The following is a 22,783-nucleotide window of genomic DNA, read 5'->3' as shown; positions in this document are numbered from 1 at the left end:
CGCCTCTTTTCTTTCTGCAATTCAGGTCGGAGTTTACCGTGACAGCCTCAAAACGCATTGTTCTATCCAGCGACCACGCAGCTATCGAATTACGCCAGGCGGTTGCCTCTCATATTGCGGCCCAGGGATGGGACGTCGTCGATATCGGCCCCAAGACACCTGAGAGCACCCATTACCCTGTTCATGGCAAGGCCGCCGCCCAAGCAGTGGCTTCCGGGGATTGTCAGCTTGGCATCGTTCTGTGTGGAACGGGTCAAGGTATCATGATGGCGGCCAACAAGGTCCCCGGCATTCGCTGCGGTGTCTGCTCGGATGCCTTTTCCGCACGCATGATCCGCCAGCATAACGACGCCAACATGCTGTCTGTCGGCGCCCGGGTCGTGGGTGAGGGTCAGGCGCTGGATATAGTGGATGCGTTCCTGTCAGCCGAATTCGAAGGCGGACGGCATGCACACCGGGTCGCCATGATAGAGGCATCGGACGAGTCCTAAACCCAAGGCTGGCTTCACAGAATATCCCAGTCATCCTCATGCGGCACCTCGCCGAACGCTGTCCAAGATATTCGGATGCGCGCGATGCGGGTATCCGACCAGGTACGGAACACCGCAGCAAATCCCTCGGGCGTGATGTCCTCGGCCTTGACCTCGGCGCGCAATGCCGAAGATGTATCAACATCCCACAGTGACACGCTGATCTGTACAACAGGCGCGGAACGGAATGGCTGGCTGAATTCTATGTCCGAGCGTCGTTCGCGCGGCCCCTCGCCTGTCCACATGTCACCACCATCTGCGAAGTCGGAGAACAGCACAACTTCGCCTTGGTCGATACCAATCGGATGGGTACTAAAAGTCTGCATTTTGTCGTCTTTTATAAAGAATTACGGAACCTTAGACCGCCCTTCATCCAAAATCACCACAAAAAAACGGCCCCGCACAGGCAGGGCCGTTTCTAAATCTACATGTCCTGAAACTTACAGGCTCATATGTGTCCCAAGAGCTTCCATATCGGCCAGCAGCTTGGCCGCATCGTCGACGACTGATTGATCGTCGCCGCCTTTGGCCGCGTCATGCGACGCACGTGCCTCGGCGATCAGATCGTCCAGATGCGCGCGGGTCACTTCAGAGACCGGAATGGCCTTTTCGGCCAGAACCGACATGCTGTCGCCATTGATCTGGGCAAACCCGCCGGTGACCAGGTATTCGCTGGACCCTTCGGGTGCCTCGACCTTTAGCAGACCGGGGCGCAACGTGGTGATGGTGGGGGCATGATCGGGCATCGCCGTCATGTCCCCGTCCGCGCCGGGAAGCTGGACCGCAGTCACCGCGAGCGAAGCAAGGCTCCGCTCGGGGCTGACGAGGTCAAAGTGCATCGTGTTTGCCATCAGGTGTGCTCCTTAGGCGGCTTCTGCGGCCATCTTTTCCGCTTTGGCGATCACTTCATCGATGCCGCCAACCATCAGGAAGGCTGCCTCGGGCAGGTGATCGTATTCGCCGGCCACAACGGCCTTGAACGACGCGATGGTGACATCCAGAGGAACCTGAACACCAGGCGAGCCTGTGAAGACTTCGGCCACGTCAAACGGCTGCGACAGGAAGCGTTCAATCTTACGGGCACGGGCCACGGTCAGTTTGTCTTCTTCCGACAGTTCGTCCATGCCGAGGATCGCGATGATGTCCTGCAGCGACTTATAGCGCTGGAGGATCTGCTGAACGTCAGTCGCAACGGTATAATGCTCTTCACCGACGATGGCCGGGTCGAGCAGACGCGAGGTCGAGTCGAGCGGGTCAACGGCAGGGTAGATACCCTTTTCCGAGATCGCACGGTTCAGAACGGTGGTCGCATCCAAGTGTGCGAACGAGGTGGCCGGCGCAGGGTCGGTCAAGTCATCCGCAGGAACATATACGGCCTGAACCGAGGTGATCGACCCGGATTTGGTCGAGGTGATACGTTCCTGCATCGCGCCCATGTCGGTCGCCAGTGTCGGCTGGTAACCCACAGCCGAAGGAATACGACCCAGCAGAGCCGAAACCTCGGAACCCGCCTGTGTAAAGCGGAAGATGTTGTCGACAAAGAACAGAACGTCGGCGCCGGTTGCATCACGGAACTGTTCCGCCAGGGTCAGGCCCGACAGAGCGATCCGCATACGGGCTCCCGGAGGCTCGTTCATCTGACCGTAAACCAGCGCGATTTTCGAGTCTTCCAGCTTGTCGGGAACGATAACGCCGGATTCAATCATCTCGTGATACAGGTCGTTGCCTTCACGGGTCCGCTCACCAACGCCCGCAAACACGGACACGCCCGAGTGCACTTTGGCGATGTTGTTGATCAATTCCATGATCAGAACGGTTTTGCCAACACCGGCGCCGCCGAACAGGCCGATCTTACCGCCTTTGGCGTAAGGGGCCAGCAGGTCAACAACCTTGATGCCGGTCACCAGAACTTCGGATTCAGTGGCCTGATCCGCGAAATCCGGCGCGTCCTGGTGGATGGAGCGCGTTTCGGTGGTTTCCACGGGACCTTTTTCGTCGATGGGCTCGCCCACAACGTTCAGGATACGGCCCAGGGTCGCGTTGCCGACTGGAACCGCAATCGGTGCGCCGGTGTCCGTGACTTCGGCACCACGTACAAGACCTTCTGTCGCGTCCATCGCGATGGTGCGGACTGTGTTTTCGCCCAAGTGCTGAGCCACTTCCAAAACCAGCTTCTTGCCGTTGTTGGTGGTGTCCAGCGCGTTCAAAATTTCAGGCAGTTCATCTTCGAAGTGCACGTCAACAACGGCCCCGATGATCTGTGTGACTTTGCCTTTTGCATTCGCCATGTTTCGTCTCCGGTTTGTCTCTACAGCGCTTCGGCGCCGGAAATAATTTCAATCAGCTCGTTGGTGATCACGGCTTGACGCGAACGGTTGAACTGGATCGTCAGCTTGTCGATCATCTCACCCGCGTTGCGTGTCGCGTTGTCCATCGCGGACATCCGTGCACCCTGTTCCGAGGCCCCGTTTTCGAGCAGTCCCGAGAAGATCGCAGTCGCAACCGCCTTGGGCAGCAGATCGGCCAGGATGGCCTCTTCGCTGGGCTCGTAATCAAAGACCGCGCCGCTGTCGTCCCCTTCGATATCCTCGAACGAGGCAGGGATGATCTGCTGTGCCGTCGGGATCTGGCTTACGACGTTGACGAACTTCGAGTAGAAGATCGTGGCAACGTCGAACTCACCCGCGTCGAAACGGGACAGGACGTCTTTGGCGATGTCCTGCGCGTTGGTATACCCCAGCCGCTTGACCTCGCTCAGGTCGACATGTCCAACGAACAGATCGCCATAGTCGCGCTTGATTGCGTCGCGACCTTTCTTGCCGACGGTCAGAATCTTGACCGTCTTGCCCTTGGCCTTCAGCTCATAGGCTTTGGCGCGGGCCAGCTTGGCGATGTTCGAATTGAAGCCGCCACACAGGCCGCGTTCAGCTGTCATGACAACCAGCAGATGGACATCATCACTGCCCGTACCCCGGAGCAGCTTGGGGGCGCTGTCGCTGCCCCCGACCGATGCCGCCAGCCCCGCCATCACGGCATTGAACCGTGCGGCATAGGGGCGCGAGGCTTCGGCAGATTCCTGGGCGCGGCGCAGTTTTGCGGCCGCGACCATCTGCATGGCCTTGGTGATCTTGCGGGTCGATTTGACCGACTCGATCCTGTTTTTTAGATCCTTAAGATTTGGCATGTGCCCGCCTCTCCCTTAAGCGAAGGTTGCGGCGTATTCGTCCAGCGCAGCCTTGATCTTGTCGGAAGCATCACCCTTGATCTTGGGATCTTCGTCCGTGATCCATTGAAGCAGATCCGCGTGCTTGCCACGCAGATGCGCCAGCAGGCCAGCTTCATAGCGGCCAACATCGGTGACGTCGATCTTGTCGAGGTAACCGTTGGTGCCCGCGAAGATGACGCAGACGATTTCCGCGTTTGTCAGCGGCGAGTACTGCGGCTGTTTCATCAGCTCGGTCAGACGCGCACCACGGTTCAGCAGCTGCTGGGTTGCGGCGTCAAGGTCGGAACCAAACTGCGCAAAGGCAGCCATTTCACGGTACTGAGCCAGTTCCAGCTTAACCGGACCGGCAACCGACTTCATCGAGTTGGTTTGAGCCGAGGAGCCCACACGCGAAACCGACAGACCGGTGTTCACAGCAGGACGGATACCCTGATAGAACAGCTCGGTTTCCAGGAAGATCTGGCCGTCGGTAATCGAGATCACGTTGGTCGGAATAAACGCCGAAACGTCGCCACCCTGGGTTTCGATAACCGGCAGAGCCGTCAGCGAGCCCGCGCCAAAATCTTCGTTCAGCTTCGCCGAACGCTCCAGCAGGCGGGAGTGGAGATAGAAAACGTCGCCAGGATAGGCTTCACGTCCGGGCGGACGGCGCAGCAGCAGCGACATCTGACGATAGGACACGGCCTGTTTCGACAGGTCATCATAGATGATCAGCGCGTGGCGGCCGTTGTCGCGGAAGAATTCAGCCATCGCGGTCGCGGCATAGGGTGCCAGGAACTGCATCGGCGCCGGGTCGGACGCGGTTGCGGCCACAACGATCGAATATTCAATCGCACCGGATTCTTCCAGTTTCTTCACCAGCTGAGCAACGGTCGAACGCTTTTGGCCGATGGCCACATAAACGCAGTACAGCTTCTTGGACTCGTCGTCGCCTGCTGCTTCGTTGTACACTTTCTGGTTCAGGATCGCGTCCAGAGCAACGGCAGTTTTACCGGTCTGACGATCACCAATGATCAGCTCTCGCTGGCCACGACCAATCGGGATCATCGCGTCGACCGATTTCAGGCCGGTTGCCATCGGCTCGTGAACCGATTTACGCGGGATGATGCCCGGCGCTTTGACGTCTGCAACGCCGCGCTCGGTGGATTCGATCGGACCCTTGCCGTCCAGCGGGTTGCCCAGGCCGTCAACAACACGACCCAGAAGACCGTTGCCGATCGGCACGTCCACGATCGAGTTGGTGCGCTTAACAGTGTCACCTTCTTTGATGTCACGGTCAGAACCAAAGATAACAACACCGACGTTGTCGCTTTCCAAGTTCAGCGCCATGCCCATGATGCCACCGGGGAATTCGACCATCTCACCGGCTTGCACATTGTCCAGGCCGTATACACGGGCAATCCCGTCACCGACGCTTAGCACGCGACCGATTTCGGCCACTTCGGCTTCCTGACCAAAATTCTTGATCTGGTCCTTCAGGATTGCAGAAATCTCTGCAGCTTGGATTCCCATTTATCCGACCTCTTTCATTGCATTCTGTAGGGAGTTGAGCTTGGAGCGGATCGAGCTGTCGATCATCTTCGAGCCCACTTTAACGACAAGACCGCCGATGAGGCTTTCATCAACGGTCGCATTTATTGTCACGGTCTTGCCCACACGCTCGGACAGCGTTTTGGACAGTTTATCCATCTGTGTCTTAGTCAGCGCCTTGGCCGAGGCGACATCGGCGGTCACTTCGCCACGCTCTTCGGCCAGCATGTCGCGCAGAACCTGCACCAGTTGCGGCACAACGAACAGACGGCGTTTCTGCGCCATCAGACCCAGCGTGTTGCGCAGGATGGCGTTCAGACCCATCTTGTCGGCAATCGCTGTAATCGCGCCTTCTTGTTCAGCGCGCGAAACCAGAGGCGAGGCGATCAGGTCGCGCAGATCGGCACTGTCGCCCAATGCTGCTGCCAGATCGTTGATTCCGGTTTCCAGACCTGCGAGGTCTTTATTCTCTTTAGCGATCTCAAAAATCGCTGTGGCATAGCGCTCGGCGATGCCTGTGGAAATCGAAGCTGGTTCGGACACGTCCACCCTTCCGATATTTTGGGCCCCGAATTCGCGTTGCGGCAGCTACCCGGGGGCGTGAAGAAACCCCGTCCATAAGGCCGGGGATCAAAATCAACGGGGATGTAGCAGAGGTAAACCCAGCTAGCAACATATTATCACCATGGGCACCTTATCCACAAAGCGTTCTATTTCAGATACTTAGCTTGGGTGCGACCCTTTTATACGGCTGATGAGGGTGAAAAATGTTACCAAACCGCAAGGTTTTGCGATTCCTGCAGCCATTTTCGCGTGTTTCGGCCTTATGATGGAAGCTAGTACCGGCGTTGCGCTAGGCTGGCTTGAGCAGGCCATCCAGCGCCTTGATCTGACGGCGCCCTGTCGCTTTGGTGACGGTTCCGCTGGGCGGTCTGATTTGCTTTGTCGCTTCAACCATCAGAACGCCGCCTGCCATGATCGTCGGCAAGCGCTGGCCAGTTTTCTCTATCAGGCTGCCGGATTTCAACCAGAACCGACGGAAGGACGGAGGCAAATACAAGGCGGAACAATAGTTATCCGTCATAAAGTGATGCGCTCTTAGCTGGCTTTCCAACTGCGAGGCAGAATAAGGGCGCCCGAATCCAAATGGCGTTCGATCGGTCCGTGACCACAGCCCCGCACGGTTCGGTACGATAAAAAGCGCCCGTCCACCGGGACCAAGCACACGCCAGCATTCCGCCAGCAATTCGGCGGGACGTTGTGACGTTTCAAGTCCATGCATCACCACCAGCTTGTCCACATGGCCCGTTTCAATCGGCCACAAGGTCTCTTCCGTCAAAACAGATACGTTGGGCATTCCCGCAGGCCAGGGCATCACCCCCTGCGGCCCGGGCATCAGCCCGATGACGCGACGCGCATCTTTCAGGTAGGGCCGCAACAACGGCACAGCAAAGCCAAACCCTACGACGGTTTGACCTTTGGCCTCGGGCCACAGATCAATCATTCGCCCACGAATGGCCGCCTGCGCTGCACGACCAAGAGTGCTGCGGTAGTAGAAATTCCTCAGATCCTGCACATCAAGATGCATTGCGGACACCTGGCCAATCGGATTAGCTGAGCGCAGTCTAGCAACGAAAGGGCAAAAGGCCATGCCTCTTGAGATCGTCACCATCCCATGTCTCAGCGATAACTACGCATTTCTGGCGCATGACGCGGTTAGCGGCAACACCGTATTAATCGACGCGCCCGAAAGCGGCCCGATTCTGTCAGAACTGGAACGACGTGGCTGGGGCTTGTCTCATGTGTTGCTCACGCATCACCATTTCGACCATGTCGACGGGTTGCCGGCCATTTTGGAACAGCACCCGGCGACGGTGATCGGCGCGGCAGCCGACGCACATCGCCTGCCACCCTTGGATCAACAGGTCAATGACGGCGACAGTTTTGAAATCGGCGGGGAACCCGTCCTTGTTCTGGACGTTTCGGGGCATACTCTTGGTCATATCGCCTTTCACATGCCGCAAAGCGCGGTGGTCTTTACCGCCGACAGCCTGATGGCAATGGGTTGTGGACGCCTGTTTGAAGGCACCGCACCGCAGATGTGGGAATCGCTGTGTAAACTGAGCGCCTTGCCGGATGACACGCTGGTTTGTTCAGGGCACGAGTACACGCAGTCCAACGCCAAATTCGCTCTCACCGTCGATCCAGGAAATTCTGCGCTGCAGAAACGCGTCGCAGAAATTGACCGCACCCGAGCCGCCCAACAGCCTACGGTTCCCTCCACTCTGGCGTTGGAAAAGGCCACTAACCCCTTCCTGCGCGCTGCTGACCCGGCGATTCAGGCGCATCTGGGTATGGCAGGCGCCGAACCAGCCAAAATTTTTGCTGAAATCAGGGCTAGAAAAGATCGGTTTTGATACCTATTTCACCTACTTCACAGCCACGGTCACAACAAATGTGACTGTCAAGAGCAAGAAAACCCTTGAAGCCGGGCTCTGATCAACCAAACTCTAATAGTATGAGGACATGGTTGGGATGGGGATCCGGCCTTCAGCCCGCCCCCTTCTGACCCAAGACAGAGGAGCACCCGCGTGCCTTCATTCTCGAGCACACTAGAACAAGCCATCCACGCGGCCCTGGCGGCTGCGAATGAACGGCGACATGAATTCGCAACGCTGGAGCATCTGCTTCTGGCATTGTTGGAAGAGCCCGATGCGATCCGCGTGATGAAAGCCTGCAGCGTCGATCTTGACGAATTGCGCAGCACTCTGGTGGAATTCATCGACGAAGACCTATCGAACCTTGTCACCGATATTGACGGGTCCGAGGCTGTACCGACAGCCGCTTTCCAACGTGTGATCCAGCGCGCTGCGATCCATGTCCAAAGCTCGGGCCGGACCGAAGTGACCGGGGCGAATGTTCTGGTCGCAATCTTTGCCGAACGCGAAAGCAACGCAGCCTATTTCCTGCAGGAACAGGATATGACCCGGTACGATGCGGTGAATTTCATCGCCCATGGTGTGGCCAAGGACCCGGCTTACGGCGAAAGCCGTTCGGTATCGGGCGCGGATCAGGCGGAAGAGGAATCTCCGGCCAACACTGCCGATGGCGAGCAAAAAGAAAGCGCGCTGGGGAAATACTGCATCGACCTGAACGCGAAATCGCGAGCAGGCGATATCGACCCGCTGATCGGTCGTGCCGATGAGGTTGAGCGCTGCATTCAGGTGCTATGCCGCCGGCGCAAGAACAACCCGCTTCTAGTCGGTGATCCGGGCGTCGGCAAAACCGCAATCGCAGAGGGACTGGCATTTAAGATCATTTCTGGCGAGGCCCCCGATGTCCTGTCAGAAACCACCATCTATTCGCTGGATATGGGTGCATTGCTGGCGGGCACCCGCTATCGCGGTGATTTCGAAGAACGCCTGAAAGCGGTCGTGACCGAGCTTGAGGATCACCCAGACGCGGTTCTGTTCATTGATGAAATCCACACCGTCATCGGTGCCGGTGCCACCTCGGGCGGGGCAATGGATGCCTCGAACCTGCTGAAACCGGCCCTTCAGGGTGGAAAACTGCGCACTATGGGTTCGACCACCTACAAAGAGTTTCGCCAGCATTTCGAAAAGGACCGCGCGCTCAGCCGCCGGTTCCAGAAAATTGACGTGAACGAACCTTCGGTCGAGGACAGCGTAAAAATCCTGCGCGGTCTGAAGCCCTATTTCGAAAAGCATCACGAGATCAAATATACAGCCGACGCGATTAAAACCGCGGTCGAGTTGTCAGCACGGTACATCAATGACCGCAAGCTGCCCGACAAGGCGATCGACGTGATCGACGAAGCCGGTGCGGCCCAGCATCTGGTTGCTGAAAGCAAGCGCCGCAAGACCATCGGTGTCAAAGAGATCGAGGCCGTTGTTGCCAAGATCGCCCGGATTCCACCCAAGAACGTCACCAAGGACGATGCCGAGGTTCTGAAAGACCTTGAAAAGTCGCTCAAACGGGTGGTCTTCGGGCAAGACGTGGCGATTGAGGCGCTGTCCAGCGCCATCAAACTGGCGCGCGCCGGTCTGCGCGAGCCGGAAAAGCCCATCGGCAACTATCTGTTTGCTGGCCCAACCGGTGTGGGTAAGACCGAGGTCGCGAAACAGCTGGCGGATACGCTGGGAGTGGAACTGCTGCGTTTTGATATGTCGGAATACATGGAGAAACACGCGGTCAGCCGCCTGATCGGTGCGCCTCCGGGCTATGTCGGGTTCGACCAAGGCGGTTTGCTGACTGATGGTGTCGACCAGCATCCGCATTGCGTTCTGCTGCTGGATGAGATCGAAAAAGCCCACCCGGACGTGTTCAACATCCTGCTGCAAGTGATGGACCACGGAGAGCTGACCGACCACAATGGTCGCACGGTGAACTTCCGCAACGTGGTGCTGATCATGACCTCGAATGCAGGGGCGCAAGAACAGGCAAAGGCGGCCATCGGCTTTGCCCGCGACCGCCGCGAAGGTGAGGATACCGCCGCGATCGAACGTATGTTCACGCCGGAATTCCGCAACCGTCTGGATGCCGTCATTTCCTTCGCGCCGCTGCCGAAAGAGGTCATCCTGCAGGTGGTCGAGAAGTTCGTGCTGCAGCTTGAAGCACAGCTACTGGACCGCAATGTGACCATCGACCTGACGCCAAAAGCCGCCGAATGGCTGGCCGACAAAGGCTATGACGACAAGATGGGCGCACGCCCATTGGGGCGCGTCATTCAGGAACACATCAAGAAACCTCTGGCCGAGGAGCTGCTGTTCGGCAAGCTGGCCAAGGGCGGTGTCGTTCGCGTCTCGGTCAAGAAGGGAGAGCTGGATCTGGACATTTTTGGCCCCGATCAACCGCGCATCCCTGGCGACAAACCCCCGCTTCTGACTGCAGATTAAAAGCAGCGCATCAAATCAAAGCCCGGCTTCTACGCCGGGCTTTTTTCTTGCCTAAGCCGTGTCACCTGTCTCAAAAGAAAATCTCAGGGGCGCCCGGAAAACCTCCCAACTCTGACAATGGGCCTTCCTTGCTGCAATCAGCGCTCGGTTAGCTTCAATTCGATCCGGCGATTCTGAGCGCGCGCTTCTGGGGTGTTTGCGGGGTTGAAGGGTTGGAATTCACCAAAGCCATTGGCCGCCAGACGCTGCGGTGGAATACCCAGCGCATCGACCATATAACGGACAACCGACAAGGCGCGTCCCTGGCTGAGCTCCCAGTTGTCCCGATAGCGGCCAGTTCCGGCCAGCGGGACATTGTCGGTATGGCCGTCCACGCGAATAACCCAGTTCAGGCCTTCGGGAATTTCAGCCGCGACACTGCGCAGTATATTGGCCACCTTGGCGATCTCAAGCTGACCCTTGGGCGACAGCACTGCTGATCCTGTATCGAACAGTACTTCGGACGAGAACACAAACCGATCGCCTTCGATCCGAACCCCTTCCTGATTACCCAGCACATCGCGCAACCGACCGAAGAATTCAGAGCGATATCGCTGAAGATCCTCGGCCTGCGCCGTAAGTTCTTGGTTCTGACCCGAAAGAGCCTCGGCCTCGGCCTCAAGCCGGGCGCGCTCGGCCTCTTCCAACAAACGGCGGCGACGCTCTTCCGAGGCGGCGCGGGCGAGTGCGGCGTTCAGATCCTGACCCAATGTTTGAATACGAATATCAGCGGCGGCGTTGCGGTCTTCGTAATCGTCCAGCAAGGCCTGCAATCCACCCAACTGCTCGCGCAGGGCTGCCATCTGCTGGTTCAGCAAGGCAGTCTGACGCTGCGCCTTTGCTGAAACGGCTTTCTCGGCAGAGATTGCCTCACGCGCAACGGCCAGCAAGGCTGCGCGTTCTTCGGCCAATGTACGCTGTATCTGTTCCGCTGTCAGAGCGTCGGTTTGGGCGGCCAATGCCGCTTGCAGCTGGGCCTGCAACTCCTGACTATCAAGCTCACCAAACTGCCGCTCCAGCTCGGCCTTAGCAGCTTGCGCAGCGGCCAACAGGGTCAGGGTTTCTTCGGCTTGCTTGCGTTGCGCTTCCAGAGCCAGCGTCATAGCGGTCAGTTCCGCATCCGCGTCCTGCAGACGATTGCGCAGGTTTTCGGCCGCCGCAGCTTCGGCCAGGCGCGCGGCCTCTTCGGCGTCAAGCTGGCCTTCAAGCTCGGTGACCAATGCGGCCTGCGCGGCCTCATTTTGTTCCAGATCCGCCACCAACGCTTCAAGCGCTTCGCGGCGGGCAGCATCAAGCCGGGCGGCCTCGGCCTGGGCATCGACCTCGGCACGGCTTTGGGCAAGGGCCCGGTTCAGGGCCTCTTGTTCATTCAGCAATTCCGAACGCTCAGATTCCAGTGAGGCGATAACCCCCAGCGACCGCTCCTGATCGGCCAACAAAGATGCGACCTGTGCTTCGAATGACGTGATCCTGGTTTCTGCCTGCGCCAGATCTTCCTCGGCCTGCGTCAGGGTCGCATTCAGCGCCCCTAACCGGGCCTGAAGGCGGCTGTTTTCCCTTTCTTCCAACCCAAGCGCACCGGCAAGGGCCGCCACTTCGCCGGACAGGGCGGTCAGTTCATCCTCTTGCCCCGAAATCGTCTCGCGCAGCACGAATTGCACCACCATGAAGATGGTCAACACAAAGGTCAGCACCATCAACAGCCCGGTCATCGCATCCACGAAACCCGGCCAGACCGACCCCTGAAACCGCTGACCTGTGCGACGGGACAGAGCCATGGATTACTCTCCTTCCGGAGCGGTTCGAACGGCGCCTCGGGGCAATGTAAGAGCTTTGACCAAAAGTTCGATGTCCTTGCGCAGCTCGCTCATGCTTTCTTGGCGGCCTGCTGAAATTTCTTCGAGGATACGCAGCAACTGAACATCCATCGAGCGCAGGCGCATGCGGCTTTCTGCGTCTATTCCTTCGCTGGTCCCCTGTTCCCGCAGATGATCCAGCAGAGCGTCCTGCCCCAGTGCGACACGTTCCAGCGCAGCGGTGACATTCTCGGTCTCAGACTGACGCTGGTTCATATCTCCGATTGCGCCGACAAGATGCCCCAGCTTGCCCGACAGCTCGGCCCGGTCGGCTTCCTGCGCCGAAAACAGGTCCTGCAGGGCGTTCATCTGTTCGGACATTGCATCCAGAACCGGTGTCAGAACCGCCAGTTCGGTGCTGCTGCCGTCATCGCCTGCTGCAAAGCCGACACGGGTGATCGAGGACAACCATTCTTCGAGCTCTCGATAAAACCGGTTCTGCCCGTGGCCCGCGAACAGTTCCAGCAACCCCACAATCAGCGATCCGGCAAGGCCCAGCAACGAGGACCCAAAGGCCACGCCCATTCCCTGCAGTTGGGTTTCAAGGCCAACCATCAGGCGATTGAACACCGCCAGCCCTTCTTCGCCATCCTGCGGATTGAGACTGCGGATCGTGTCGACAATAGCGGGGACCGTCGTGGCCAAGCCAAAAAACGTTCCCAAAAGCCCAAGATAGATCAGAACATTGGTGATATAACGCGTGATCTCACGCTCTTCCTCGACCCGTTCGGCCACCGAATCCAAAATAGACCGGGTCGAACTGGAACTGATCTGCGACCGCGCACCCCGGTCCCGCAGCAGCGACGCCAGCGGTGCCAAAAGCTGAGGCGTGCGCGCGTCCTCATGAACAACGCCACCAACGAAGGACTCGATCCAGCGCACCGAACCGATCAACTGTGTCACCTGATAAAAACAGGCAATTACGCCGACAAAAAATACCAGAAGGATAAAACCGTTCAGATAGGGGTTTGCATAGAAAACCGGCAAAACGTAAGGCAGCGCCATGAAGATGCCCATACCAGCCAGGCCGATCGCCACAAGCATCGTTACGATCTGACGAATGGGTTGCGAGAAATGCGGTCTCGCGCCCTGTTGTGCCTGCGCCATGCGCGTTTTTCCCGGTTCTTTTCTGCTCTGACGCGAATCTACCGAAAATCTGCCGGTGACGCCAAGGGTTTATGAGGTAATGCTTCGCACCCGTTGCGCTAACCACTCAAGATCGGGATCACGCAGACCAATCTCGGTCAGATGTTCAGCAGTGTTATAAAGGTATTCGGTATTTGGACCACGCCCGCCAACAGCATGGGCAATGATCTGCGCCTGGTCTTCCAACGGCATGCCCCCGCAATACTGCACGTGATCTGCGTCGATAACATAGGTGACAGCCGTTACGACCTCGTCCGTTTCCAAATGCACATCAAGCATCTTTTCGACATAGGCCGACGAGATCAGCTCGCGCTCGCGCAGTTCATGCAAGGTACGCTCTTCGTGGCCTGCCTCGACGGCGAGGGCCAGACCTTTGCACAGGGTGTCACGCTGTTCATCCAACGCCAGAACAAGGCCGGGTTTCTCTTCGGTTCCGCGGTGATGAACCGAACTCATGCAGAAAGACCGCGCGTATCCATTCAGGGTTGCGCGTTCGCTGCGGGACACGGGAAAGCCGGGATTCCACAGCAACGACCCATATCCGAAAACCCACATCGTCATAGCACTGGTCCTTGCCCGTTTGCGCCTATAAACATCAATTTCAAGGCGGGAAAAAGGGCCATTAGCAATGCGCGGGCTGATACGAGTAGTCATTTTCATCACTGCGATCTGGAGCGCCTATTGGTTCGTCGCCGGATATGGATTGCGCAACGCGATCACAACATGGTTCGACAACCAACAAGAAAGAGGCTGGCTGGCCGATTTTTCGGATGTAGCAACAGCAGGCTATCCGTTCAACCACGTCACCCGACTGAACAGCCCCGCACTGGCCGACCCGGTCAACGGCACCGCCTGGAGCGCCGACTGGATCGAATTCCAAAGCCCCGCGATCTGGCCGGGTCGGCAAGTTCTGCGTTTCGCGGAAACGCCGCAGCTGCTGTCCTATTTCGATCAAACGTCGACCATCGTTGCAGCTGACCTGCAGGCCGAGCTGCAGCTGCAACCTGGTGTCGCGCTGGTGCTAGAGAAAATGTCTCTGACTGCCGGACCATGGTCCGTTGCCAATGATGCTGATTTGCTAGCAGCGGGAACCACACTTGGTCTGGTGATGGAGCAAACCGAAAATCCTCAAGCCTATGCGATCAACGCGCGGATTGACGGCTTTGCCCCCGGCGATGATCTGCGCGCCATGATGCATTCAGCCACCACCCTGCCCCAGACATTCGATGCACTGGAAATGGATATGGTCGCCACCTTTGACAAACCGTGGGACCGATCTGCACTGGAACAAAGCCGACCTCAGCCCACCCGGATCGACCTGCGTCTGGCTGAGATGAAATGGGGTGCATTGCGCCTGTTCGCTGCCGGAGAGCTGGACGTGGACGAACAGGGTATTCCTACCGGAGAGATTTCGATCAAGGCTGAAAATTGGCGTGAGATGGTTGCCATGGCCAACGCCGCAGGGGCCCTACCCGATCAGGCGGTAGACCCTGTTACACGTGCCCTGAAATTCATGGCTGGCTTGGGGGGCAATCCCGACGCGCTGGATCTTCAGTTGAATTTCCGTGAGGGCTATGTGGCGCTTGGCCCGCTACCCCTTGGTCCGGCCCCGCGGTTGATCCTGCGTTAACGGCAGTACGGGCCACGGCGATACCGGGCTGTGTCCAAGTGAAAATGATCCCGGTGATACCGGTCCGCATTCGGGCCAAGTACCGTTCCGAACGGCCCGCAGGCGGCGCGCCAGATCTTGGTCAGTTGCTTCTTTGACGGGTTCTTGCGCCAACCGTTCAGAACGGTCACAACCTCGCCATTCGCCATCTTGAAACCTGATATGTCTATGGCCCGGCCTTTACCGTGTTCCGATATCCGCGCACCCTTGCGGTTGTTGCGCGTCCGGCATGCGTAGTGGGCCGCGACCTGCAGTTCGACAACGGGACCGCGCCTTTTGAAGGTGGGCTTCACGCTTTTCTCGACCCATTGGTTCAGCGCAATTGCTGTGCCGCAATCCATGGTGGACGGACGGCTAAGCGCCACACCAGAAACTGAGGTGATCTGTACCGCTTCCTTGATCCCGCAGGCTTTGATCTTGCCGGGAACATTACCCACCGGCTTGCCCTGAATTTCGATATTCCCGCAGACCGATGTTTTGCGCAGCTTACGCTTTTTGAACAGCACCTGCTGTACCAGCGTATTCGGCTGCAACTCTGGCTGCATCCCGACCGGAGCGGCAAAGGCCAGAACCGGTTGGTCATCGGGGGTCAACAGGTGTTCAGATGGCGTTGCATTCCCCATTGTGGCACCAAGTACCAACCACCCAATCGACAGAGCGCTCCAGCCGCGCCTCATGGGTTGGTATTCCCGCGACCAAAATCCGGCGCGTCCGTATCCTGCCCGGCATCAATGATCCCGCGCCGGATCGCACGTGTGCGCGTGAAATAATCGAACAGCTGATCGCCGTCACCTGTACGAATGGCCCGCTGCAGCGCAAACAGTTCTTCAGTGAAACGCCCCAATATCTCTAGCGTCGCATCCTTGTTGGTCAGAAACACATCGCGCCACATAGTCGGGTCCGAGGCCGCGATCCGGGTGAAATCCCGAAAGCCCGCGGCCGAGTATTTGATGACCTCGCTATCGGTCACACGGCGCAGATCATCCGCTACGCCGACCATCGTATAGGCGATAAGGTGTGGCGCATGGGATGTCACTGCAAGAACCAGATCATGGTGATCGGCATCCATCTCATCAACATTCGAACCCAAACCCGTCCACAATGAGCGTAGTCGCGCAACGGCCTCCGGGTCCGAGCCCTCTACCGGCACCAAAAGGCACCAACGATTGTCGAACAGCTCGGCAAATCCAGATTCAGGGCCGGAATGCTCGGTCCCGGCCAGCGGATGCGCGGGAATGAAATGAACATCCTGCGGGATGTGAGGTGAGACCTCTTGAATGACATGTCGCTTGACCGAACCCACATCTGACACGGTCGCGCCCGACTTCAGGGCAGGCGCAATCTCCTGCGCTACCGCGCCCATCGCGCCAACAGGCACGCACAGAACCACAAGGTCTGCCCCCTCAACGGCCTCTTGCGCGGTGTCACAGATCCGGTCGCATAGGCCAATCTTGCGCGCGGTGTCGCGCGTGGCCTCGGACCGGGCATAGCCGGTTACTTCGGCGGCCAATCCAGCACGTTTAATCGCCCAGAACATCGACGATGCGATCAGGCCCAACCCGATCAGCGCAACGCGGTCATATACCTGGCTCATGCGGCGCCCCCTTTGAAAGCGGTTATGGCCGCAACGACACGGCGACAAGCCTCCTCGTCCCCAACCGTGATCCGAAGAGCATTTGGCAGGTTATATCCCGCCACGCGGCGCACGATCAAACCCTGTGTCTTGAGGTAATCGTCGCACGCTTCGGCCTCGGCCTGATCCCTAAAACGGGCGAGAATAAAATTGGTGCTGGACGCATCCGAAGATACGCCGATTTTGGACAACTGGGCCGAAAGCCAAACCCGCAAGCGTGCATTTTCGCTGTGGCAAAAGGTCAGGTACTCTTCGTCCTTTATGGCGGCTTCGGCAGCGGCCAACGCAGTCAGCGACAGGTTGAAGGGCTGGCGCACCCGGTTCAGCACATCAATGATCTCTTGCGCCGCATAGCCCCAACCGACCCGCATCCCACCCAGTCCAAAGATCTTGGAAAAGGTCCGCGTCATGATCACATTCTCGAACCGATCCACCAGAGCGCGGCCTCCGTCGAACCCTTCGACAAACTCGGCATAGGCGCCATCAATCACCATCAGACAGGTCTGCGGCAAGCTTTCGGCCAGTCGGATAAGATCAGCCTCGGGGATCATGGTCGATGTCGGATTGCCCGGATTGGTCACGAACACGATCCGGGTCTGGTCAGTCACAGCGGCAAGAATGTTGCCCACATCCACGTGACGATCGGTTTCAGACACCATCACTGGAGTTGCCCCAGCCATCCGAGCGATGATCGGGTACATCGAAAATCCGTGTTCGGTATAGATAACCTCATCCCCCGGACCGGCATAAGCCTGTGCCACGAATTGCAGCACCTCGTCACTGCCCACGCCGCAGATAATTCGCGCCGGGTCCAGCCCGTGGCGTTCGCCAATGGCCATACGCAGACTGGCGTGATCTGTACTGGGATACCGGTTCAGGGTGGCCGCACTGTCACGCACTGCTTCGATCGCTTTGGGGCTAGGGCCAAAGGGGTTTTCGTTCGAGCTCAACTTGATCACATGGTCGACCCCCGCCACCTTCGACTGGCCGCCCTGATAAAGCGCGATGTCCATAATGCCGGGTTGAGGGGTGATCTGGGTCATAAGAGGCTCCGTATTTAGAAGCCCCTCATACCCGTCTCAAAGCGTTGAGAAAAGCGGCAATTCCCTTATGCCGCCTTGAAGCGGGCTGTCGCCGGGTCGGCGTCGTAAAAGGGGGTAAATTCTTCGGTCCGCCGGGAAAGGTCATTGACGCTGTCGATGATGAAGCGGACAGTCTCTTGGGACATCAGATATGAAAAGTTCAGACGCACCCAACCGGGTTTTTTCAACTCTTCACCAGCACCAAGCGCCGCATGCAACTGCTCCGAGGCTGCACGATCAATACCCAGCAACCGATGGGCATAGGGCCCTGCACAAGCACACCCGCCCCGCGCTTGAATGCCATAAACATCACTCAGCATCCGGGTGAATAACTGCTGGTGCACCGGCTGACCTTTACTGTCATGAACAAGAAAGGAAAAAATCGGCAACCGATGTGGATTGTCCGCGCCCAACAAGGTCAGACCTGGGTTATCTCCCCACCCTTCCAATGCCATCTGGTTATAAAGCGCCTCGCGCCTTGCGATTTCGTCTGCGCCAACCGCATCCTTGACCATGAAAGCCAACGCGGCACGGATGTCGCCTATGACATTCGGCGTTCCCGCCTCTTCGCGCGTTGCAAGATCGGCGCTGTAGTCATGCCCCCAAGGGGACACGAAACTCACAGTGCCACCACCGGGCCAGCTGGGGCATGTGCGCTGCACAACGTTTTGATTGACGATCAATACACCAGACGCGCCGGGTCCACCGGCAAATTTATGAGGAGAGACCACGATCGCATCCTTGCGCGCATCCGCAGGGCCCATTCTCATTGGCAGATAAGGCCCACCGCCCGCATAATCCCAAACCGCTACAGCGCCATTAGCCTTGAGCAGCCGCGTAACCGGGTCGGGATCAGTGATTATGCCCGTCACATTCGAAGCGGCCGAAAATGATCCGACGATCAGATCCGCATCCGCGTTTTCCGCCAAGGCACGCTCTAAAGCCGACAGATCGACACCCCCTTCGGGTGCTTCGGGGATTTCGATCACCAGCGCTTTGCTTTCCCGCCACGGCAGGATGTTCGAATGGTGCTCATATGGGCCGATCAAAACCACTGGTCGCGCAGCAGCCTCGATCCCCAACAGGTTGACCAGCCGGTTGAGACCCGCTGTAGCGCCCGATCCCGTAAAGATCACCGCATCATTTTCCCCGGCGCCAACAATCCGGGAGATTTCCACGCGGGCCTCGCGCCGCAGTCGGGTCATGTAGGCCCCGCAATAAGACGCCTCGGTGTGGCTGTTGGCATAAAACGGCAACACATGAGCGGCCACAAAATCCTCGACCTGCTTCAATGCGCGGCCCGACGCAACATAATCCGCGTAAACCAAAGGTATGTCCCCGCGCAGCCCCGGGATCATAACATTCTCGCCGATTAAGCCATCGCGCAACGTGTCGCTACGAACAGCAGCTTCAATGTCAGAACGAAATTGGGAAAGTGTCATTATATGGACTCCGAAGTTTCCCAACAAATATGATTGATATGTGTTGTGTATATAATGCATATTTTTAGATGGTTTTCATAAATCATGTGTCATATGATTTGGAATGTCAAAAAATCTAGATCATGTTGACCACCGCCTGCTGCGTGAATTGCAAACCGACGCTACGCTGTCCCAACGAGAATTGGCCGACCGCATCGGGCTATCGCAAAACGCCTGCTGGCGTCGGCTGAAGGCCCTGAATGATCAGGGCGTCATCATCGGATCGACGGCGCAAATCGCGCGTGAAAAACTAGGGCTGAGCCTTGTAGTCTTCGTCATGCTGCGTACGCGGCACCACTCGGCCGAGTGGTTACAGGCCTTTCGCAGGCATGTTCTGACGATACCAGAGGTCGTGGACTTCCACCGCATTGGCGGCGATTACGACTATCAGCTCAAGGTTGTTACGCAGGATATGGCTTCGTACGACAAGGTCTATCAACGCCTCATCGAAAAAGTCGAGCTGGACAGCGTAACCTCATATTTCGCGATGGAGGCAATTGCAGAAGGACGACCCTTGCCAATCTGATCCGCTCTTTATTTGGCCAAAAAAATTGCTCGGGGGGCATCGCGGCTGGTCGTGATTGGGGGCAGAGTCCCCTAAAACGAAAAAGGCCGCGCAACCGCGCGGCCTTTCGAATTTCGATTTCGGCGAAGATTAGTTCTTCGCGTAGAATTCGACAACCAGGTTCGGTTCCATCATGACAGGGTAAGGCACATCGCCCAGACCCGGTGCGCGCACGAAAGTCGCGGTCATTTTCGAGTGGTCGGCGTCGATGTAATCAGGAACATCACGCTCGGCCAGAGCAGCAGCTTCAAGAACAACGGCCAGTTGCTTGGACTTGTCACGTACTTCGATGACGTCGCCTTCTTTGACACGGTAGCTGGGGATGTTGACCCGCTTGCCGTTCACTGTGACGTGGCCGTGGTTCACGAACTGACGCGCGGCGAACACGGTCGCGACGAATTTGGCGCGATAGACAACGGCGTCCAGACGGCGTTCCAGCAGACCAATCAGGTTTTCACCGGTATCGCCGTTGACACGAACAGCTTCGGCATAGATGCGGCGGAACTGCTTTTCGGTCAGGTCGCCATAGTAGCCCTTCAGCTTCTGCTTGGCGCGCAGCTGCAGACCGAAGTCAGACAGTTTGCCTTTCCGGCGCTGACCGTGCTGACCAGGGCCGTATTCACGACGGTTGACCGGGGATTTCGGACGACCCCAGATGTTTTCGCCCATCCGGCGGTCGATTTTGTACTTGGCAGACGTGCGTTTGGTCACGGCTGATCTCCTTCTTAAGGTCGAGGCCCTGATAGGCCACTATGAAGGGCGTTGTCCTCTTGAGGTTTCCCTCATGACAGGCCTCCCCTTGCGGGGGCCACCAACACCAATGAAGCCGCGCTTATATCCGCAGCGCTGGCAGAGTCAACATGCCGAACGGACGGAACCGAAACTTTCTGAAATTCAATTCAAAGACGGCACCACTAACGGGATTTAGTCCGCTAAAGTGGCACCGTTTACAGTTGCGCGTAGGTTCGCGACACCAGTGTACTGGAACTGAGTGGCCTTGCGATGAAACGCGACGACAGTTCCGTCCTGCTCTGCAACTTCACCACTCTGATGCTTGATCTGAGTATATGCGCTGATCCAGAATTCCTGATCGCGTGAAGGAAAGCCGCTTTCAAACACCAGCGACGGGCTTTCATCATCATCGGAAACGACCAGTAACGCTGAAAACCGTTGCGCCCCGTTCATAAGCTCGAGCGTTCCGACGACATTATCCGAAAAAGTCGTGCCAGGAATAACGCGCCCGATTGTACCAGATGCAAATGCGTTTTTACGCCCGGCAACTTCAGCGCTGCCTGCCAGCATCGATGCCTGACCGCGCCAGGACCAGGCCGACCCTACATTTAAAAATGCCAGAGGCGCCGCCTCTAGCCCATCAATCTCTGTCTGCGACCATGAAATGGCAACACGACCGTTTACCCCGGTATTCATTTTACCGCCCGTACCCCTCAACAAATCACTGCCCGATGGCCAAGGGTTTATCAGTGACGATTCCGGCAGAAAAGGGACGGAATTGCAGCAATCACGAGAATGTTGCAGAACAGAATCAGAATCCGGGTGCAGAAATCCGCGTTTCAAAGACCTAAAGGATCATACTGAGCCCGAATGTCGGTCTGCCCTGCATTCGGTCTGATCAGGCTTTTTTTCGATTCGCCAATCACAGCGGATTTAAATTTCAAATGCGTGCGCCCTAATCGGCACACTGCACGAGCTGTCAGTTCACCAGCCCCCGATCCGCCATTCCACCGGAAAAGCGGAGGCTGCGGATATCTTCCGGCATCGTCTTGTACTGGTCTCGAAAAGCACGTTTTAGTGACGTTGTAGACGAAAACCCTGTGGCGGTGGCAATCTCGATTTGTGGCAAATCCGTAAACCGCAGCAGGCTATGCGCACGTTCCAGACGCAATTCTCGGTATGTGGCCAAAAGCTTTGCCCCCGTCTTGTTCAGAAACCGTCTCTGAAGCTGCCGGGTTGAAGTGCCGACCATGTTCGAAAGATCCGTGATCCTGAGTGGCTCTTCGACATGGTTCAGCATTGCCTCAACGGCTGACATAACCAGGTGATCCCCGCCCGCACGATGGATCAAGCGATTGGCAAGCTGGCTTTCGCAGTCCCGCTTGGGTTCGGACAGGCCGATAAACCCGCGTAGGTTATCAGCCATGTTCTCACCATGGTCCAACGAAACAAAATCCGCCAACAAACGCAGCGTACTCAGACGTGTCGTCGCGCTATGCGTGCGCCCGCGCGCCGCCAGATATGTGCCTGTACCACAGTTGGTCAAACCTGCTTCACGCGCTGCCGCATCGAAGTTGGGGTGAATGGCCGCGACTGTTTTTTCCGACAATCTAATCTGGGCCAGCACAAGCACGGCACCACCGACAAGAACGGTCCGTGGCGAAAGGTTCAGAACTTGTGAGACCCATGTTTTTTCGGCGTCGGACAACGTCCAACAATCCGAAAAATCGCCCCAGAAAACAGCGGCTCTTCCGGTCCAGTACTGCGGTCCTCCTACGGACCCCGCACCAGCCAAACGCAGATTAACAACGTAGGAGTGGTCGCCGGTCAGGTCGCTCAGGGCATGATAAAATTCCCTGATCATCTCGGCCGAGGCAAATGCACTACTATCGCGCACGATCACATCGATGTTGTGGGTTCGCACGAACGCAGCAGAGGTTGGCTCAGCCAGATAGGCTTGGTCATTTTCGAAGATGCAATGCTTCATGTCTCCCCCGCTGAAAAGCCTGGGCCACAGGCAAAGGCATATGGCCCGGGATGGATCAGCCCCTGGCCAGTGCGGGGGCTGATCTGGTTGTCGTCTGTTTACTCTGCGGCTTCTTCGTAAGCGTCCATTGGTGGGCATGTGCAGATGAGGTTTCGGTCTCCGTATGCGTTGTCGACGCGGTTGACGGGGGACCAGTATTTGTCGACGCCCATGGAGCCCGGGGGGAAGCAGGCCTGTTCGCGGGTGTATGGGCGGTCCCAGTCGCCGACCAGATCGCGCACCGTATGGGGGGCGTTTTTCAACGGGTTGTTCTTCGCATCGATCTTGCCGTCGATGATGTCCTGCGCCTCGGCCCGGATGGACAGCATGGCGTCGCAGAAGCGATCCAGCT

22 protein-coding genes and 1 pseudogene are annotated in these 22,783 nt (G+C 57.6%); 5 read left to right on the top strand and 18 right to left on the bottom strand.

The window, feature by feature from the left end:
- The first annotated feature begins 38 nt into the window (after positions 1-38).
- Positions 39-491, top strand: a complete 453-nt coding sequence (rpiB, locus tag AC2FLE_RS00115) for a ribose 5-phosphate isomerase B (protein WP_142636502.1) — start codon at positions 39-41, stop codon at positions 489-491.
- 14 nt (positions 492-505) lie between these two features.
- On the opposite strand, the gene AC2FLE_RS00110 is transcribed toward rpiB, so the two are convergent.
- The 7 genes from AC2FLE_RS00110 to AC2FLE_RS00080 all read right to left on the bottom strand — a co-directional run bounded on the left by AC2FLE_RS00110 (position 506) and on the right by AC2FLE_RS00080 (position 6,874).
- Positions 506-856, bottom strand: coding sequence for an H-type lectin domain-containing protein (locus tag AC2FLE_RS00110; protein WP_142636499.1), 351 nt, complete (start codon positions 854-856; stop codon positions 506-508).
- A 114-nt stretch (positions 857-970) separates the two neighbouring features.
- Entirely contained in the window at positions 971-1,381 is a 411-nt protein-coding gene (locus AC2FLE_RS00105; protein WP_142636498.1) for a F0F1 ATP synthase subunit epsilon, read from the bottom strand.
- A 12-nt stretch (positions 1,382-1,393) separates the two neighbouring features.
- Positions 1,394-2,818, bottom strand: coding sequence for a F0F1 ATP synthase subunit beta (atpD, locus tag AC2FLE_RS00100; RefSeq protein ID WP_282021532.1), 1,425 nt, complete (start codon positions 2,816-2,818; stop codon positions 1,394-1,396).
- A gap of 20 nt (positions 2,819-2,838) precedes the next feature.
- Positions 2,839-3,714, bottom strand: a complete 876-nt coding sequence (locus AC2FLE_RS00095) for a F0F1 ATP synthase subunit gamma (RefSeq protein ID WP_496694697.1) — start codon at positions 3,712-3,714, stop codon at positions 2,839-2,841.
- A gap of 15 nt (positions 3,715-3,729) precedes the next feature.
- The gene (atpA, locus tag AC2FLE_RS00090) at positions 3,730-5,268 is read right to left on the bottom strand and encodes a F0F1 ATP synthase subunit alpha (RefSeq protein WP_142636491.1); all 1,539 of its coding nucleotides are present in this window, start codon (positions 5,266-5,268) and stop codon (positions 3,730-3,732) included.
- On the bottom strand, positions 5,269-5,829 hold the full coding sequence (locus AC2FLE_RS00085) for a F0F1 ATP synthase subunit delta (RefSeq protein ID WP_142636489.1): 561 nt from the start codon (positions 5,827-5,829) through the stop codon (positions 5,269-5,271). It abuts the gene before it with no gap.
- Between the two features lie 310 nt (positions 5,830-6,139).
- On the bottom strand, positions 6,140-6,874 hold the full coding sequence (locus AC2FLE_RS00080; protein WP_142636487.1) for a class I SAM-dependent methyltransferase: 735 nt from the start codon (positions 6,872-6,874) through the stop codon (positions 6,140-6,142).
- Positions 6,875-6,935: 61 nt separating this feature from the next.
- On the opposite strand from AC2FLE_RS00080, the gene gloB reads away from it, so the two are divergent.
- Together gloB and clpA are read left to right on the top strand one after the other, a co-directional pair.
- Entirely contained in the window at positions 6,936-7,703 is a 768-nt protein-coding gene (gene gloB, locus AC2FLE_RS00075; RefSeq protein WP_496694696.1) for a hydroxyacylglutathione hydrolase, read from the top strand.
- Between the two features lie 174 nt (positions 7,704-7,877).
- Positions 7,878-10,202 (top strand): ATP-dependent Clp protease ATP-binding subunit ClpA, encoded by a 2,325-nt coding sequence (gene clpA, locus AC2FLE_RS00070; protein WP_496691026.1) that lies wholly within the window; start codon positions 7,878-7,880, stop codon positions 10,200-10,202.
- A 137-nt stretch (positions 10,203-10,339) separates the two neighbouring features.
- Here the strand turns inward: clpA and AC2FLE_RS00065 are convergent, their stop codons facing one another.
- The 3 genes from AC2FLE_RS00065 to AC2FLE_RS00055 form a co-directional block, all read right to left on the bottom strand.
- Positions 10,340-12,019 (bottom strand): peptidoglycan -binding protein, encoded by a 1,680-nt coding sequence (locus AC2FLE_RS00065; RefSeq protein ID WP_496694695.1) that lies wholly within the window; start codon positions 12,017-12,019, stop codon positions 10,340-10,342.
- A gap of 3 nt (positions 12,020-12,022) precedes the next feature.
- Positions 12,023-13,204, bottom strand: a complete 1,182-nt coding sequence (locus AC2FLE_RS00060; protein ID WP_142636479.1) for a biopolymer transporter ExbB — start codon at positions 13,202-13,204, stop codon at positions 12,023-12,025.
- A gap of 69 nt (positions 13,205-13,273) precedes the next feature.
- Entirely contained in the window at positions 13,274-13,804 is a 531-nt protein-coding gene (locus AC2FLE_RS00055; RefSeq protein WP_496694694.1) for a gamma-glutamylcyclotransferase, read from the bottom strand.
- A 67-nt stretch (positions 13,805-13,871) separates the two neighbouring features.
- Here AC2FLE_RS00055 and AC2FLE_RS00050 point away from each other — a divergent pair, with 67 nt between their 5' ends.
- Positions 13,872-14,873 (top strand): DUF2125 domain-containing protein, encoded by a 1,002-nt coding sequence (locus tag AC2FLE_RS00050; RefSeq protein WP_496694693.1) that lies wholly within the window; start codon positions 13,872-13,874, stop codon positions 14,871-14,873.
- On the opposite strand, the gene AC2FLE_RS00045 is transcribed toward AC2FLE_RS00050, so the two are convergent.
- From AC2FLE_RS00045 to AC2FLE_RS00030, 4 genes are all read right to left on the bottom strand, one after another.
- Entirely contained in the window at positions 14,870-15,589 is a 720-nt protein-coding gene (locus AC2FLE_RS00045) for an extensin-like domain-containing protein (RefSeq protein ID WP_496694692.1), read from the bottom strand. The two genes, AC2FLE_RS00050 and AC2FLE_RS00045, sit on opposite strands and share 4 nt — an antisense overlap.
- Positions 15,586-16,506, bottom strand: a complete 921-nt coding sequence (locus AC2FLE_RS00040) for a prephenate/arogenate dehydrogenase family protein (RefSeq protein ID WP_496694691.1) — start codon at positions 16,504-16,506, stop codon at positions 15,586-15,588. The genes AC2FLE_RS00045 and AC2FLE_RS00040 overlap by 4 nt, the downstream gene beginning before the upstream one ends.
- The gene (hisC, locus tag AC2FLE_RS00035; protein ID WP_496694690.1) at positions 16,503-17,588 is read right to left on the bottom strand and encodes a histidinol-phosphate transaminase; all 1,086 of its coding nucleotides are present in this window, start codon (positions 17,586-17,588) and stop codon (positions 16,503-16,505) included. The genes AC2FLE_RS00040 and hisC overlap by 4 nt, the downstream gene beginning before the upstream one ends.
- 65 nt (positions 17,589-17,653) lie before the next feature.
- Positions 17,654-19,069, bottom strand: coding sequence for an aminotransferase class V-fold PLP-dependent enzyme (locus tag AC2FLE_RS00030; RefSeq protein WP_496694689.1), 1,416 nt, complete (start codon positions 19,067-19,069; stop codon positions 17,654-17,656).
- Between the two features lie 103 nt (positions 19,070-19,172).
- On the opposite strand from AC2FLE_RS00030, the gene AC2FLE_RS00025 reads away from it, so the two are divergent.
- Positions 19,173-19,634 carry an Lrp/AsnC family transcriptional regulator gene (locus AC2FLE_RS00025; RefSeq protein WP_496694688.1) on the top strand — a complete coding sequence of 154 codons (462 nt, stop codon included), beginning with the start codon at positions 19,173-19,175 and terminating at the stop codon, positions 19,632-19,634.
- Between the two features lie 129 nt (positions 19,635-19,763).
- Here AC2FLE_RS00025 and rpsD read toward each other — a convergent pair whose 3' ends face one another.
- From rpsD to AC2FLE_RS00005, 4 genes and pseudogenes are all read right to left on the bottom strand, one after another.
- Complete coding sequence (rpsD, locus tag AC2FLE_RS00020) at positions 19,764-20,384, bottom strand: 30S ribosomal protein S4 (protein WP_058279997.1); 621 nt, start codon at positions 20,382-20,384, stop codon at positions 19,764-19,766.
- Between the two features lie 213 nt (positions 20,385-20,597).
- Positions 20,598-21,101, bottom strand: a complete 504-nt coding sequence (locus AC2FLE_RS00015; RefSeq protein WP_496694687.1) for a hypothetical protein — start codon at positions 21,099-21,101, stop codon at positions 20,598-20,600.
- Positions 21,102-21,384: 283 nt separating this feature from the next.
- A complete protein-coding gene (locus tag AC2FLE_RS00010; protein ID WP_496694686.1) occupies positions 21,385-22,392 on the bottom strand; it encodes a helix-turn-helix domain-containing protein in 1,008 nt (335 codons plus the stop codon).
- Positions 22,393-22,490: 98 nt separating this feature from the next.
- Positions 22,491-22,783: pseudogene (locus tag AC2FLE_RS00005) on the bottom strand (glycine dehydrogenase (aminomethyl-transferring)); the annotation flags it as partial.

It is taken from the genome of Ruegeria sp. CDSA077 (assembly GCF_059612265.1).
The sequence above is the reverse complement of the archived record's forward strand: the minus strand, read 5'-3'. Positions and strand labels throughout refer to the sequence as shown.